This window comes from Pseudoalteromonas sp. N1230-9, from assembly GCF_032716425.1.
Taxonomy (GTDB): Bacteria; Pseudomonadota; Gammaproteobacteria; order Enterobacterales; family Alteromonadaceae; genus Pseudoalteromonas.
Map to the genome: position 1 here is coordinate 94,788 of NZ_CP090420.1, position 16,336 is coordinate 111,123.

Here is a 16,336-nt window from a genome sequence, read left to right on the forward strand (position 1 = left end):
AGGTGCATTAATGCAGTCACTTTCGCAGTTATTTTATCTTTATGGTATTGGCTACGAGTATACAAAGTACACAGGTGAGCACGTTGTTTTCGATGAAAATACTCGCGCTTCTGCCTTACGTTGCTGCGGTATTCATACTGACGACATAAATACAATTGAACAGCTAAACTTTACGTTTGATGCAGGTAATTGGCTCAATTTATTGCCGCCGGTAAGCCTTGTTAACGCTGAAAACCGACTATTAAAAGTGCGTATAGATGAGCGCTTACTTGAGCATCATTGTGAGCTATCAATCCCGTCACTCGGAATAACCGCTCACAGAGAAAGCTTTGTAGGTTTAGATGTATTAGGTGACTATGGCTTAAATGGTGTTCGTTATATTGAGGTTGCACTACCTGTGCCGCATATGCCTATTGGTTATCATGATGCGTATATATCTGTGGCAGATCAACACAGTCGCAGTCAACTTTGGATAACCCCTCAAACATGTTATCAAGTTGAAGATAAAAGACGTTTGGGTTTATCTATTCAACTCTACAGTTTAGTGAATCATGCAGGCTTTGGTATTGGTGATTTTGCTGACTTGGCTTCCCTTATTCGTGATGCGGCCAGCCATGGGATGGATTATATTTTACTAAACCCACTACATTTACTTTTTGAACACACCCCAGAGCGGGCAAGCCCATATAGCCCAAACAGCCGTGCTTTGTTGAATCCGCTGTATATAGCGGTGTCTCTATGTGAGGACGCAAAGCACAATACTGAGCTTGAAAAATTAATGGCTGAGCTGCCAATAAACTCAGAACAGTTCATAGATTACACCTTAGTTACTGATTTTAAATATAAAGTGTTCAATTGCTTATACGCATACTTTTGCAATACCGCATCGGACGAACGTAAAGCCCAATTCGACGAGTTTTGTAACGTACATAGCCAAAGCCTAGCAACACTGGATGCCGAAGATAGCCGATACGCAAGTTACTTACAGTGGCTTGCGCACTCTCAGCTAAACTTTTGCCAACAGTTAGCAGCTGATTGCTATATGGATATTGGTTTAATAAACGACTTGGCAGTGGGCTGCGCTGGAGATGGCAGTGAGTTTAAAAGTCAATATGCGTTATTTTCTCATGGTGCTTATGTTGGTGCACCACCGGACCCTTGGGCAGAACAAGGCCAAAACTGGGGGCTACCTGCATTAGACCCACAAAAACTCAGTACAGATCACTTTGCATTTTACCGTTCTTTAATTCGCGCCAATATGGAAGATGTAGGCGGGCTGAGAATTGACCATGTTATGGCTATACGCAGATTATGGTGGTGTTTTGAGAGTCAAGGACAGCAAGATGGTTGTTATGTTTATTACCCATTTGAGCACCTTCTAGCCATTTTAAAAATAGAATCTCATCTTAATCAGTGTGTCGTAATTGGTGAAGATTTAGGGGTTGTCCCTAATGAAGTAAGAGAGGCACTTGCAGCAAGTGCTATTTATTCAAATGGTTTGTTTTATTTTGAAAAAGATCAGGATGGGGAGTTCCTATCGGCTGAACATTTTTCGCAGCATAGTTTATTAATGATTGCTAATCATGATGTCCCGCCATTTTCTGGTTGGTGGACTGGTTATGATATCACTGTAAAACAGCAATATGGATTGATAGATGAGGCCGAGAGCTATGAACTCATTGCTGCGCGAGACATTGAAAAGCAAAGGATGTTGCATTTTATTAATCGTCAAAGTGCTAAGGAGTTAAGCCCTGATGCACAGGCACAAGAAGTGTATGAAGCATTAGCGACATGTCTTGCTAAGGCTCCTGCACAGTTATTTACCATTCAAATAGATGATTTAGACGAGCAAGTATTGCCCGTAAACATTCCTGGCACTGATCAAGAATACCCAAATTGGCGGCGTTTATTGTCACGTCCGACAAAGCATATTATCGATTCTAAAGCATCATTGTTAGCCAATTTAATCTCCATAAGGAAGCAATAAATGCAAAGTCGTGTCCGCCAAGAGCACATTGAACAACCACTGATTTATCAGGCACAGATCACGGCTTTAACTGCGGGCTGCTTTAAAGATCCATTCAGCTTTTTAGGGCCACATAAAGTGAATAGTGAAAGTTATGAGGTACGTTGCTTTTTACCAGGAGCAAAAACAGTATCCGTTGTGCTCGACTCACTTACAGTGCCTGCACACAGGCAAGGGCAAAGTGATTTGTTTGTTGCGACAATCCAAACAGAGTCTGCTCCTGAGTACAAACTTGACGTCAACTATGAGCAAGGGGGCGAGCAAAAGTACGATGAATATAGCTTTGTCAGTACACTCGACGAGCAGGCAATGTATTTATTCAATGAGGGCAGCCTTGAGCATGCTTATAAACACTTTGGTGCTCATTTTACAGATCAGCAGGGTGTACAAGGGGTCCGTTTTGTCGTGTGGGCACCTAACGCCGCGAGTGTCTCAGTCATTGGGGATTTTAATTATTGGCAACGCAGTCGCCACTTTATGCGGTTTCATCCTGCAAGTGGTGTGTGGGAGTTATTTATTCCTGCACTTAAAGTAGACCAATGTTACAAGTTTGCGATTACCACTCTTAGTGGTGAAGTACTTGAAAAAGCGGACCCATTTGCATTCAAAATGCAACAGGCACCTGGCACTGCTTCTGTTTTACAGTGTATCAAGGCAGAGGTGCACCTTGACAAGCACGCACTGGCTAATCGTGCCAAGCGCAATAGTATTGATGCGCCAATAAGTATATATGAAGTGCATGTAGGTTCTTGGCAGCGTCAAAATAATAATCGATATCTAACATGGCGAGAGCTCGCCGATTGTCTGATCCCTTACTCCAAAGAGCTTGGTTTTTCCCACTTACAGTTAATGCCAATTAGTGAATACCCATTTGATGGTTCATGGGGTTATCAACCGGTAGGTTTATTTGCGCCAACAAGCCGTTATGGGAGCTTTGAAGATTTTGTTTATTTTGTTAATCAATGTCATCAAGCAAACTTAGGAATTATATTAGATTGGGTGCCTGGGCATTTTCCAAGTGACCCGCATGGTTTGCATTGTTTTGATGGCACTCACCTTTATGAGCATGCAGATAGTCGTCAAGGGTTTCACCCAGATTGGAATACCTATATCTACAACTATGATCGGGCTGAAGTGCGCAGTTTTTTGATTGCGAATGCGATGTATTGGCTGCATGAATTTGGTATTGATGGCCTGCGTGTTGATGCTGTGGCGTCAATGCTTTACTTAGATTACAGCCGTGAAGAAGGACAGTGGGTTGCTAATCAATATGGCGGCCGTGAAAATCTCGGGGCCATTGAGTGTTTAAAACAAGTGAATATGCGCTGCTACGCAAATAATCCTGGCATCATGATGGTGGCAGAAGAATCAACAGCATGGCCTGGTGTTACACGCCAAGTTGATCATGATGGCTTAGGATTTGGCTACAAATGGAATATGGGCTGGATGAATGACAGTCTGCACTACATGCAGCGAGACCCACTATACCGTGCGCATCACCACCACGAAATGACTTTCTCAATGGTTTATGCCTATAGTGAAAATTATATTTTGCCACTCAGTCACGATGAGGTTGTACATGGCAAAAGGTCGCTTATTGAAAAAATGCCCGGCGATGACTGGCAAAAGTTCGCTAATTTAAGAGCCTATTATGCTTTTATGTGGGCTCACCCAGGCAAAAAGCTCCTTTTCATGGGGGCTGAAATAGCGCAACGTAACGAGTGGAATCACGACCAATCATTAGATTGGCACTTACTTGAACATATTAGTCACCGTGGTGTGCAGCAAACCATTAAAGAGTTAAATGAGCTCTATCGCAACACCCCCGCACTGTACGAACAAGACACCAGTCCTGCTGGATTTGCTTGGCTCGATAGCAACAATGCAAAGCAAAGTATTTTTAGTTTCATTCGCTATGCAAAACAAGCCGATGATTTTGTAATCGTGATCAGCAATTTTACCCCGCAGGTCTATCATGACTTCATCGTTGGCGTACCAAAAGCGGGTGATTATCAGGTTATTTTTAACACCGATAAGCAAGATTACTTTGGCTCAGGTGTAGAGGTGACAGGCGAGGTAAATCAAACAATAAGTACGCAAATGACGCTAAGTCATGGTTTTAAACAAAGTTTGAGTATTTCTTTACCTGGCCTTGCCACAATTTACCTTAAAAAGGTGAATCATGAGTCATAGTGTGCGATTGGAAGTCGGCTCTACGCAGCCTTTGGGGTCAGCCGTTGTTGAAGAAGGTGTAAACTTTGCCGTGTACGCGCCACAGGCAAAGCATATGTCACTGTGCCTGTTTGATAGTAGTGGTCACTCGGAAGTATTAACGCTACCGATGAATATGAACGAAGGGGGTGTGTGGACACTTTTGGTAAGCCCATTAAAAAAAGGGGCGTTGTATGGCTTTCGTGCCGATGGTGAATATGCACCTGATAAAGGACTGTTTTTTAATAAACACAAACTCCTGTTAGATCCATATGCGCAGGACTTTTACGGTGAATTTACTTGGAGTGAACGCCACTATGGGCAAATGCCGGTAGGCACCTTAAGTGAAGTGAATAATGCCATTGATATGCCAAAATCGCGTGTCGGAGAAGTTACGCCATATTCGGGTAAAAGGCCAAATCACAGCTGGGGCAAAACCGTGATTTATGAGTGTCATGTTAAAGGGGCAACATGCAGACACCCAGACATTCCCAAATCATTACAGGGAAAGTTTTTAGGGTTGAGCCATCCTCGTTTCATTGAGCATTTACGTACGTTGGGCGTAACTTGCTTGGAGTTATTGCCTGTACAAGCCTTTATTAGTGAACAGTTTCTTACTGCCAAAGGGTTACAAAATTATTGGGGTTATAACACCTTAAACTTTTTTACTCCCCACAAAGATTACTTGGTTAAAGATGATGTCAGTGAATTTCAAGATATGGTGGCAGCCCTTCATAAAGCAGACATTGAAGTTATTTTAGATGTTGTTTACAACCACACTGCCGAGGCTGGCACGGATGGACCTTTATTATCACTGCGAGGCTTAGATAATCTAGGCTATTACCGAACAGTGGCTGATAAACCATCACATTATATTAATGATACGGGGTGTGGCAATACGCTCAACATCGACTCTCCACGCACATTACAATTGGTACTCGATAGTTTACGCTATTGGGTTGAAATAATGGGCGTAGATGGTTTTCGATTTGATCTTGCGACTATCTTAGGGCGCAACCCACATGGTTTTAATCAAGCTCATTCATTTTTACAGGCAATAAACCAAGACCCTGTACTTAATAAAGTAAAGTTAATTGCTGAGCCTTGGGATATTGGGCCAGGAGGCTATCAACTTGGTGCTTTCCCTGCGCCTTGGCGTGAGTGGAATGATCAATACCGCGATACTGTTCGGCGTTTTTGGAAACAAGAGCCTGGCTTAATAGGTGAACTTGCAAAGCGTTTGCATGGTTCTTTCGATCTATTTGAGCATAACTTACGAGGCCCTTTAAATAGTATTAACTTTATTACTAGCCATGACGGATTTACGCTTGCAGATTTAGTCAGTTACGAACAAAAGCATAATGAGGCTAATGGTGAACAAAATCGTGATGGTCATAGTGCTAATTATTCATTTAACTGTGGAGTTGAAGGCTTTACTAACGATGCAAAAGTAAGCTCATTACGATTACAACAACAAAAAAATATGTTGCTAACGTTATTGCTTTCCAAAGGCGTGCCTATGCTTGCGTCGGGCAGTGAAATGGCTCACTCACAGGGCGGTAATAATAATGCGTATTGCCAAAATAACCGCACCAGTTGGCTTGCTTGGAAAGATTCTCAATTAAGCCACCCATTGACTCGATTCATTGACGATGTGCTGCGTTTACGCAAACAATTTAGTGTCTTTAAGCACCGTTTCTTTGTGCACGATGATGACACGCGGTATGACGTAGCATGGTTTACCGAAGAAGGTATCGCGATGCAACAGGACGACTGGCATGAAGCTGAGCGTCAGTTCCTAATGTATAGCTTAACCGATAAACATACACATCAAGCACTCTTAATCATTCTAAATGCAGGATCTGAGGCTGTTAGCTGTCAACTTCCTCATTTAGAAAAAGCGAAGTGGCAGCTCGCTGTTAGCAGTATTCATCCAATATCCGCCAATGAAGATATGGAACAACAAATAGCTGCAATGAGTAGCTGGGTTTTTACCGCCAATTCAGAGGACTAAAGTCATGACTAAAAATGCTGAGCAAGCATGTGTTGTAAAAGGGTGGCAAGACGCGCCAATTATTGATGAAAGCACCTTAGAGGATGATTTATCACGCCATTTTTACTACACCTTAGGGCGTGACAAAGTCGGCAAGTCACAACTGTATTTATATCATGCGTTAGCATTAACAATACGTGACAGGCTGGTGGCTCGCTGCCGTGTTACCAAGCAGCAAATACATGAGCAAAAGCGCCGAAAAACTGCCTATTTATCACTGGAGTTTTTAATGGGGCGAGCACTTGGCAATGCAATTTTGAATCTTGATTTAGATGAGCAAGTTGAAAAAGCATTGCAGCAATATTGTACTGAGCTTGAACAAGTTGCAGAAGCTGAACACGATGCAGGGCTTGGTAATGGCGGTTTAGGGCGTCTTGCAGCGTGTTTTTTGGATAGCTGCGCCAGTCTTGCTCTGCCTGTTATTGGTTATGGTATCCGTTACGAGTACGGTATGTTTAATCAGGCGCTAGAAAATGGTCATCAAGTTGAGCAACCAGATAACTGGCTACGAGAAGGGCATCCGTGGGAATTAAGCGCACCAGAGCAGTCAAAACGGGTTAAATTTTTTGGTCACCTAGAAAGCTATACAGATAAACAAGGACGAGTACATCGTCAGTGGCTTGATACCCAAGACGTACTCGCCGTACCTTATGATGTACCAATCCCTGGCTATAAAAATGACATAGTTAACACCTTGCGTTTGTGGAAGTCAGAAGCCACTGATGAGTTTGACTTAAGTGAGTTCAATGCAGGTAGTTACTCTGAGGCAGTGGCACGTAAGAACTTAGCAGAGCAAATTACCATGGTGCTATATCCCAACGATAGTAGCGAAAACGGTAAAGAGCTGCGTTTACGTCAACAATATTTTTTATCATCGGCCAGTATTCAAGACATTATTGATATTTGGGTTAATCAGTACGGTGAAGACTTCTCTGACTTTGCCGATCATCATGTATTTCAGTTAAACGACACTCACCCTAGTATTGCGGTAGCAGAGCTAATGAGACTACTTGTGGATGATTATGAGCTTGATTGGGATGAAGCGTGGCTAATTACCACAAAAACAATGGCATACACAAACCATACACTTTTACCTGAAGCACTTGAAAAGTGGTCGGTGTCATTATTTTCTCGTTTACTCCCCCGTATTTTAGAAATTATTTATGAGATTAATGCACGTTTTCTAGCTGAGGTTGCACAAGCGTGGCCAGGGGATGTTGGCAAGCAACAAGCTTTGTCGTTAATTGAAGAAGGTAGCGAACCGCAAATTCGTATGGCGTATTTAGCGATTGTTGGTAGCTACTCCGTCAATGGTGTAGCAGCCCTGCATACTGAGCTGTTGAAAGCTGGCTTATTTAATGACTTTTATCAATTATGGCCTAACAAATTCAATAACAAGACAAATGGTGTGACTCCTCGTCGTTGGCTTGCTCATTGTAACCCTGCGTTAAGCACACTAATTACCAGCAAAATCGGTGATGGTTGGGTTGCTGATTTCAGCAAAATTAGCCAGCTACGTCGTTATTACGACGATGAAGCCTTCCACAAACAATGGCAAGCAGTTAAATGCATTAATAAACAGCGTTTAGTTGACTTAGTCAAAGCTCGCTGTGGTGTTGAGTTTGATTCTTCAATGATGTTCGATGTGCAAGTTAAGCGTATTCATGAATACAAACGCCAGCTTTTAAATGTACTGCATATCATTCATTTATATGATCGAATTCGTCAAGGTCACACAGACAATATCGTGCCACGCTGTGTGCTACTTGGTGGCAAAGCAGCACCAGGCTATTACATGGCGAAGAAGATCATTAAGTTAATTAATAACGTTGCTGAGGTTATCAATAAAGATCCACTCGCTCAGCCCTACTTACGAGTTGCGTTTTTGCCTAATTATAACGTAACCGCTATGGAAACTATTTGTCCTGCAACGGATTTATCAGAGCAAATTTCAACAGCAGGTAAAGAAGCATCTGGTACGGGTAATATGAAATTCATGATGAATGGTGCACTGACCATTGGCACATTAGATGGTGCAAACATTGAGATTCGAGATGCGGTTGGTGCAGACAACTTTTTCTTATTTGGTGCCCGCGCAGAACAAATTGATGATATTAAAGCCCACTATAACCCTGAGCAAATTATCCAACAAACTGACAGCTTATATAAAGTGATGCAGCTCATTGAAAGTGGTCATTTTAATCTTTTTGAACCCAATTTATTTGACGACATAATTGCCGCGATTAAAAGTCCACACGACCCTTGGTTAGTCGCCCATGATTTTGCCAGCTTTGTACAAGCGCAAGAACATGTTGAGCAAGCCTATTTAGACACATCACATTGGACCAAAATGAGCATTTTGAATACGGCCGCCAGTGGTATGTTTTCGAGCGATAGAACCATAAGCCAATACAGTGACGACATATGGCATTTGGAACCACTTTTGGATACTCGCACACAGCAACACACAGAAAAAAGTAGCTAACTTAAGACGGAGAGAGTTATGCCAAGTTATGCAAATCGATATATAAGTAGTTTAACAAGAGAAACGTATGCCCTAATTTTAGCGGGTGGGCGAGGTTCACGTTTACACGAATTAACAGATTGGCGAGCGAAACCGGCTGTGTACTTTGGTGGTAAGCATCGAATTATCGACTTCCCATTGTCCAACTGTATAAACTCAGGAATTCGTCGAGTGGGGATTGCTACTCAGTACAAATCACACTCATTAATTCGTCATGTGAATCGTGCTTGGGGGCACTTTAAGAAAGAGCTTGGAGAATCAGTTGAAATACTGCCAGCATCTCAGCGTTATGGTGATGAGTGGTATTGTGGTACTGCGGATGCTGTTTTTCAGAATATGGATATTATTCGCCATGAACTACCTAAGTATGTAATGATTTTATCTGGGGATCATGTTTACCGTATGGACTATGGCGGTCTGTTAGCAAAGCACGTAGAAACAGGGGCTGATATGACAGTATGCTGCATTGAAGTGCCTTGTGAAGAAGCCGCAAATACTTTTGGTGTGATGACAGTTGATGATACTAAACGGGTTCGCCGCTTTGATGAAAAGCCAGCAAACCCGAGTTCTGTGCCTGGCAAACCGGGCACTTGCTTAGCCTCAATGGGAAATTATGTTTTCAATACTGAGTTTTTGTTTGAACAGCTAAAAAAAGATGCTGAAACAGAGGGCTCTGGCCGAGACTTTGGCCACGATATTATTCCTGCCATAATCGAAGAGCATAATGTGTATGCGTACCCATTTAGAGATCCAGGCTTTGAAGGTCAGCCGTATTGGCGCGATGTAGGCACGCTTGACTCGTTTTGGGAAGCCAATATGGAGCTAGTGATGCCTGAACCGCAACTTGATTTATATGACCCAAGTTGGCCAATTTGGACATACCAAGAGCAACTTCCACCTGCTAAATTTATTTTTGATAATGATGAGAGGCGCGGTATGGCAGTGGATTCCACTGTTTCAGGTGGGTGTATTATTTCGGGCTCGTTAGTGAGAAAGTCACTGTTGTTTTCAAATGTGCATGTACACTCTTATTGTGAAATAGAACAGTCGGTGATTCTACCCGGTGCAAAAATTCAGCGTAATTGTCGAATCAAACGCGCGATTATTGACCGTAGCTGTGAAATTCCGGCAGGGCTGGAAATTGGCTACGATCATAAGGTCGATAAAGAGAATGGCTTTAGGGTATCCAAAAAAGGCATTGTGCTTGTTACCCGTGACATGTTGCATGAACTTGCAAAGAAACTAAAGCAACAAGAGCAGGATAACAAACGTCTTGCTTAATGCCGTGCTCATGCAGTTAGCGCGTATTGCCGTGGCTGCATGATTTAAATATATTCAAAAGGAGTACTGCAAACATGTATGTGTTGATGGTGGCTGCAGAGAATGATGCTTTACCCAATGCCAAAGTAGGTGGTGTAGCTGATGTTGTTAGAGATTGCCCAAAGGCTTTGATTGAAAAAGGCTTAACGGTTGATGTTGTTATACCTGATTATGGTTTTCATTATTTGGAGCGTCAGCACCTAGGCACTATATCGGTTTCATTTGCAGGCAAAATAGAGCAATTAGAAGTTTGGCAGCTAGCTCAGTCGGAACAGGGCATAAAGCAACTTGTTATTTCGCATTGGGAATTTAGCCGACATCACGGTGCTGTGTATTGTAATGATGAAATAGGCCGCCCATTTGCAACAGATGCCAGTAAGTTTGCTCTGTTCAATGCGGCAGTCTGTGAGGCTTTATTACAAGGAGTTATTAACACCCCAGATGTTTTGCACCTACACGATTGGCATAGTGCGTGTGTTGCATTGTTACTAAAAACAGATAAGCGATTTAATCGTTTTTCAAACCTCTTTTTAGCCTACACGGTTCATAATTTAGCTCTACAAGGTATTCGTCCATTCAAGGGGGATAGCTCGAGCTTAGAAGCATGGTTTCCAAGTTTAGGCTACGATGGTCAAAAATTGTGTGATCCTCGCTACCCAGATTGTTTTAATCCGATGCGCACAGCGATTAATTTAGTTGATAAAGTTCACTTGGTGTCTCCAACTTATTGTCAAGAGGTCCTTAAAGCAAGTGATGCTGACAATGGTTTTTTTGGTGGCGAAGGATTAGAGCAAGACTTACAGGCAGCCAATAAAGAAGGGCGAGTAGTTGGCATACTCAATGGCTGTGAATACTCAGTCGCAGAGCCAGATAACTGTACTTTGGCTAGCCTGTATCAGCATGCCGAGTTGGCATTGTTTCAATGGATGGCAAAAAGTCCGATACTTGACTCAACCCACTACATTGCGCATCAACGGCTTTTACAGTTTAAAACACGTCCCTTTTCAGGCCCATTAGTAACCAGTGTCGGCCGTTTAACGGATCAAAAAGCCTTGCTGTTGCGGCAATCTTATAATCAACATCCTGTTATTGATGAATTGTGTGCTCGTTTAAGCACATACCATGGTTATATGATTATATTGGGCTCGGGTGATGACTCGCTTGAGCAATTAATGACCGCGGCGATGGCGCGAAATACTAACTTATTATATTTAAAAGGGTACGCACACTTAACAGGCGAATACCTATACCAGTTAGGCGATTTATTCTTAATGCCTAGTTCGTTTGAACCATGTGGTATAAGCCAGATGCTAGCGATGCGAGCAGGCCAACCATGCCTTGTTCATAGTGTGGGAGGGCTCAAAGATACGGTCGTTGATTTAGAAAATGGTTTTAGTTTTGAAGGCGCTAATCTTAGCGAGCAAAGTAGTGCACTCATTAATCGTTTTAGTGAGGTATTAGCGTTAAGAGAAACAGACTCTGAATTATGGTGTACAATTTGCGAGCGAGCGAAAAGTGCTCGTTTTACTTGGCAGCAAGTCGCCTCAGATTATTTATCGAACTTATATCAATAAAAAGTGGACTATTATTGGGAATAGGGTGACTTTTGTTTCAATTTCAGCTATTAATTACTTAGTGTTACATAATAAATAAAAAGTAGGTAAAGTGGCTGTATTTGTTGCTAGGCAAGCTGTCTTTAATCGTCGTCAACAAGTTGTCGCCTATGAGTTACTATTTCGTGATAGTGAAAAAAACTGTTTTCCGAATGTTGCTGAGAGTACTGCGACAGCGCGACTCATTATGGAAAACCAGCTCAACTTAGGTACACGTCATATTACATCGGGGAAAAAAGCGTTAATTAATATTGGTCCAGAGTCTTTGAAACTGGATTTATGCGCTTTTTTGCCTAATAAGGATGTTGTTATCGAACTGTTGGAAACCATGGAGCCAACAGACGAAAACTACGCTTTTTGTCGTGAACTTTTTCATAATAACTTTAAGCTTGCTCTGGATGATTTCGTTTATCAACCAGAATGGGACCGTTTTTTAAAATTAGTACGATTGATTAAGTTTGATGTAAAACAAACGCCTTTCGAAGAAATTTCTCCTGTCGTTAATAAGCTAAAAAAGCACAAAAAAATAAAACTACTCGCTGAAAAGCTTGAAACAGAAGAAGATTATAAAAAAGCCTATGAAATGGGCTTTGATTTTTTTCAAGGCTACTTTTTTGCAAAACCAACCATGATCCAACAGCGTGATATTAACTATAACTACGCCTTAGTGTTGTCGATTTACGCCGAAGTTATGCGACCTTCACCTGATATTAATGAAGTGGCAGGTTTGTTTTCTCTTGATACTGCGCTTGCCTATAAGCTGTTGCGACTGATTAACAGTGGCGTATTTCCAATAAAAAGCAAGATAGGTTCTTTGAAACAGGCACTTGTTTATTTGGGTAATGAACGACTGAAAAAGTTTGTAAGTCTTATAATTACCGCCCATAGTGCGCAATCAAAACCAGCCGAGTTAACTCGGCTTTGTGTTGTTAGGGCACGCTTTTGTGAGTTAATAGCCTTGCAAGTCGCTAAAGAACACACTGGCGAAGCGTTTCTTACAGGTTTGTTTTCTTTGCTGGATGCTATACTTGACCAACCGATGGAAAAGCTGCTTGATAGACTACCTTTTCCTGATGATATCCATGCGGCATTGATGCAGGAAAAGAATATTCTCTACTATATACTTGAGACTGTTAAAGCTTACGAAACAGGCAGTTGGTGGGCATTAGAGCAAGCTGTCGCTTATATTAATATTGAGAGTGCAGATCTTCCCAAAATCTATGAAAATGCGGTAAATTGGAGCGACAGCTGTCGGCAAAACTTATAAGTGATTTATGCGCAATATAAATATGGATGTTTTACGGGGTATTGCGGTACTTGGCCTGATGTTTATGAATGCCTATTTTTTCGGTGTTTTTGAATATGGATACGTGCCAAGTACACAACCACCTTTATCTGATAATATAATTCATACTGCCGATCTCATTTTTGTTGATGGGCGATTCAGAACACTCTTTTGCCTGTTATTTGGCGCAGGCTTAGTTATTCAACGGCAGCATCCTCAGTTACATGATAAACAATATAACCGTTTAAAAATACTTGCCTTTATTGGTCTAGCACATGGCCTTCTACTTTGGGCTGGCGATATTTTATTAATTTATGCGTGTGCAGGTTGGTTAACGTTAAAGTTTATTGACCAACCCTATAATCAACAACTAAAACAAGGCATTGGATTTTTAGCGCTTGGCGCAGTCATTTCATTTTTACTGGCTTTTATTGAACCAGATATGAGCCCTTTAACACGAGAATCAGATACTTTTGTAGAGGCTTACCAAGACTGGCATTCATCATTTTTTTCTGGGTTTATGAGTAACATACTCATGTTTGTTGTGATGCTAATAGCGCTCCCGCTTATAACATTATGGATGGCAGCGGGTATTATGCTTATTGGTGTAGCACTCTATAAACAAGGCATTTTTGTAAACGGTTTAACAACAAAGCAGCTTAACTTTATTTTACCAGCTGCCGTTGGATTTACGCTTTTAAGGTTAATAGTTGAGCCTAGCACAAGCGTTTTAACATATGCTTTAGCTGAACCATTTAACTGGTTTGCAGCCCTTAGCACTGCTTTACTTTATATCCATTTAATTGTGAAGCTTGTCGGAAATAATAAAAATAAATTTACAGTCTTACAAAATGCAGGTCGTATGTCATTGACCTTATACTTGATGCAAACAGTCATCTTTTTGTTGTGCTTTCGAGTTGTATTTCCTTCGTGGGTACTTACCTTTAATCGGATTGATTATTGGCTACTTAGCGTTTTTATTGCCGTGCTTCAGCTGAGCTTTTGTGCCTTATATTTACGTTTATTTAAGCATGGTCCATGTGAATATGTATGGCGTAAATTATCGTCATAGTCGCATTGTATGTACTACACTTAACTTAAAGAAAATTGTTCGGGGATGTTATGCGGTTTTGGATAATTAGCTTACTAATGTTATGCACAATGCCACTGTGCGCAGTCGAGCAATTTAATGTGTTATTTGTAAATCCATCCATTAAAGAAGAACCATTTTGGCAAAAAGTGACCGACGTAATGCAGGCGGCCGCAAAGCAAACTAATGTCGATTTGGATATTATCTATGGCGGGGCGAATCGCCATATTCAACTGGAAGAACTCAAGCAATACCTCAAATACAATGCGACACCTGATTATGTTGTCTTAATTAACTATCCAGGTGGCGCTGAGCAGTCGATGAGTTTGTTAGAAAAACACAAAGTAAAGTTTATTACCCTAGAAGAAACTATTCTAGGGGCTGAGCGAGACCAAATCGGTGAGCCAAAACAGCATTTTAAATATTGGTTAGGCGAAGTGTATCACGACAACTTTAAAGCCGGTGAACAACTTGGCAAAGCTCTGCTAGACAGTGCTCAAAAAGCAGGTCAAACAGCGCATTTTGTTGCTATTAATGGCCACTATGGCACCGAATCTGACACACGTAGTAACGGCTTAAAGCACTTTTTAAAAAATCAGCAAGTTGAGCTAGAGCAGGTGGTGTATGCTAATTGGAACAAAACTGAGGCCACTGATAAAGTGCGCAGGCTATTACATCGCTACCCTCAAACAAACGTTATTTGGTGTGCTTCTGACTTAATGGCGCTTGGCGCACTGGATGCTGTTAAAGAGAAAAATAATAAACAGTACTTTATTGGTGGCATGGACTGGCTTGATGATAACTTAAGACTGATTGAACAAGGACGATTAACCGCAAGTGCCGGTGGGCATTTTATGATGGGGGCATGGGCATTAATAAGTCTGGTCGATCATCACAATGGTCACTCATATTGGACGAATAATAATTCTATAAAGTTTTTATTAGGCGTGATCACCAATCAAAACGTAAACGATTACAATTGGATAAGAGACATCGAAGATTGGTCTACGATTCCCTTTGACGCATTTTTGCTCAGCGGTTCAAATAATACTGCCTATCAGCTCGATTTTGAGCGGCTGCATTCCTTATTGCTGCAAAAAAACGCCGATGTGGCTATTGATGAATCCGCTTTTTAGACGGCCTCTATTGCGTCTGGTTTGCCTAAGCATTCTGGTATAAACTAGCGGCTTTACCATTCCAATAGAAGTACGTTATGACACAGTTAAAGCGATTAAATAAATTTATCAGTGAAACAGGGTTCTGTTCACGTCGCGAGGCCGATAAATATATTGAAGAAGGTCGCGTAACTGTTAACGGTAACTTACCTGAAATGGGCGTTAAAGTCAGTGAATCCGACGACGTACTTATCGATGGCAAAGCACTCAAAGCAAAGCCTAAACTTGTTTATATCGCTTACAACAAACCTGTGGGGATAACTTGTACCACAGAACGTAAAATTCAAAGTAATATTGTAAAAGCAGTAAACTATCCTGAGCGAATTTTTCCTATTGGTCGTTTAGATCGTCCATCCGAAGGGTTAATATTTCTAACTAACGAAGGTGACATCGTTAACAAGATTTTGCGCGCGGGTAATAATCACGAAAAAGAATACGTCGTCACCGTTGATAAACCGTTAAACCGCCAATTTGTAAATAAAATGGCAAATGGTATTCCCATCCTCGATACGGTGACAAAAAAATGTAAAGTCACACAAACTGGTCCTCAGCAATTTACGATTGTATTGACACAAGGGCTCAACCGCCAAATTCGCCGCATGTGTGAATACCTAGGCTATGAAGTTGTGACTCTAAAACGCACGCGCATCATGAATGTGACGTTAAAAGGCTTGAAGGTAGGCCAATGGCGTCACCTGACAGAACAAGAAATGGCTGAAATTAATAATTCCATTGCAAACTCAGGTAAAACTGAAGAACGTTCCATTGATGAAAACAAACAGCAAACCAAACCTTCGCCAAAACCTCGCGCAGAAAACGATAAAAAGCGCGACTTTTCGAAGTACGTAAAAAAAGCGCGCACAGACTCAAAACAAACGAAAACTCATTCTGCAAAAAATACGCAAACAAAGCGCAGTAGTACTAAACGTGTAGGCACATTGAGTCTTAAAAAATAGCTAATAACATAAAGCATATTTAGCTTCGAATTCAGAACTAACTAAAAAATTTTTAACTATTTTTTAGCGGCAAATAAAGCTAG

General features: G+C 41.4%; 10 protein-coding genes. All 10 read left to right on the forward strand.

From position 1 onward, the window contains the following. Positions 1 to 10: 10 nt before the first annotated feature. The 10 genes from malQ to rluF all read left to right on the forward strand — a co-directional run bounded on the left by malQ (position 11) and on the right by rluF (position 16,253). Positions 11 to 1,987: a 4-alpha-glucanotransferase gene (gene malQ / locus LY624_RS17840; RefSeq protein WP_341804683.1), complete on the forward strand. Its 1,977-nt coding sequence runs from the start codon at positions 11 to 13 to the stop codon at positions 1,985 to 1,987. Beyond that, positions 1,988 to 4,219, forward strand: a complete 2,232-nt coding sequence (gene glgB / locus LY624_RS17845; protein ID WP_341804684.1) for a 1,4-alpha-glucan branching protein GlgB — start codon at positions 1,988 to 1,990, stop codon at positions 4,217 to 4,219. Then, positions 4,209 to 6,251, forward strand: coding sequence for a glycogen debranching protein GlgX (gene glgX, locus LY624_RS17850; RefSeq protein WP_341804685.1), 2,043 nt, complete (start codon positions 4,209 to 4,211; stop codon positions 6,249 to 6,251). Before glgB ends, glgX begins: the two co-directional genes overlap by 11 nt. A 4-nt stretch (positions 6,252 to 6,255) precedes the next feature. Beyond that, positions 6,256 to 8,775: a glycogen/starch/alpha-glucan phosphorylase gene (locus LY624_RS17855; protein ID WP_341804686.1), complete on the forward strand. Its 2,520-nt coding sequence runs from the start codon at positions 6,256 to 6,258 to the stop codon at positions 8,773 to 8,775. Positions 8,776 to 8,793: 18 nt separating this feature from the next. Further along, positions 8,794 to 10,095 (forward strand): glucose-1-phosphate adenylyltransferase, encoded by a 1,302-nt coding sequence (gene glgC / locus LY624_RS17860; protein ID WP_341804687.1) that lies wholly within the window; start codon positions 8,794 to 8,796, stop codon positions 10,093 to 10,095. 74 nt (positions 10,096 to 10,169) lie between these two features. Beyond that, entirely contained in the window at positions 10,170 to 11,708 is a 1,539-nt protein-coding gene (locus tag LY624_RS17865) for a glycogen synthase (protein ID WP_341804688.1), read from the forward strand. 91 nt (positions 11,709 to 11,799) lie between these two features. Further along, the gene (locus LY624_RS17870) at positions 11,800 to 13,014 is read left to right on the forward strand and encodes an EAL and HDOD domain-containing protein (RefSeq protein WP_130152296.1); all 1,215 of its coding nucleotides are present in this window, start codon (positions 11,800 to 11,802) and stop codon (positions 13,012 to 13,014) included. A gap of 7 nt (positions 13,015 to 13,021) precedes the next feature. After that, positions 13,022 to 14,104: a DUF418 domain-containing protein gene (locus LY624_RS17875; RefSeq protein WP_237119012.1), complete on the forward strand. Its 1,083-nt coding sequence runs from the start codon at positions 13,022 to 13,024 to the stop codon at positions 14,102 to 14,104. Between the two features lie 50 nt (positions 14,105 to 14,154). After that, positions 14,155 to 15,258: an ABC transporter substrate-binding protein gene (locus LY624_RS17880; RefSeq protein ID WP_341804689.1), complete on the forward strand. Its 1,104-nt coding sequence runs from the start codon at positions 14,155 to 14,157 to the stop codon at positions 15,256 to 15,258. Between the two features lie 77 nt (positions 15,259 to 15,335). Next, positions 15,336 to 16,253 carry a 23S rRNA pseudouridine(2604) synthase RluF gene (rluF, locus tag LY624_RS17885; RefSeq protein ID WP_237119011.1) on the forward strand — a complete coding sequence of 306 codons (918 nt, stop codon included), beginning with the start codon at positions 15,336 to 15,338 and terminating at the stop codon, positions 16,251 to 16,253. Positions 16,254 to 16,336 lie beyond the last annotated feature (83 nt).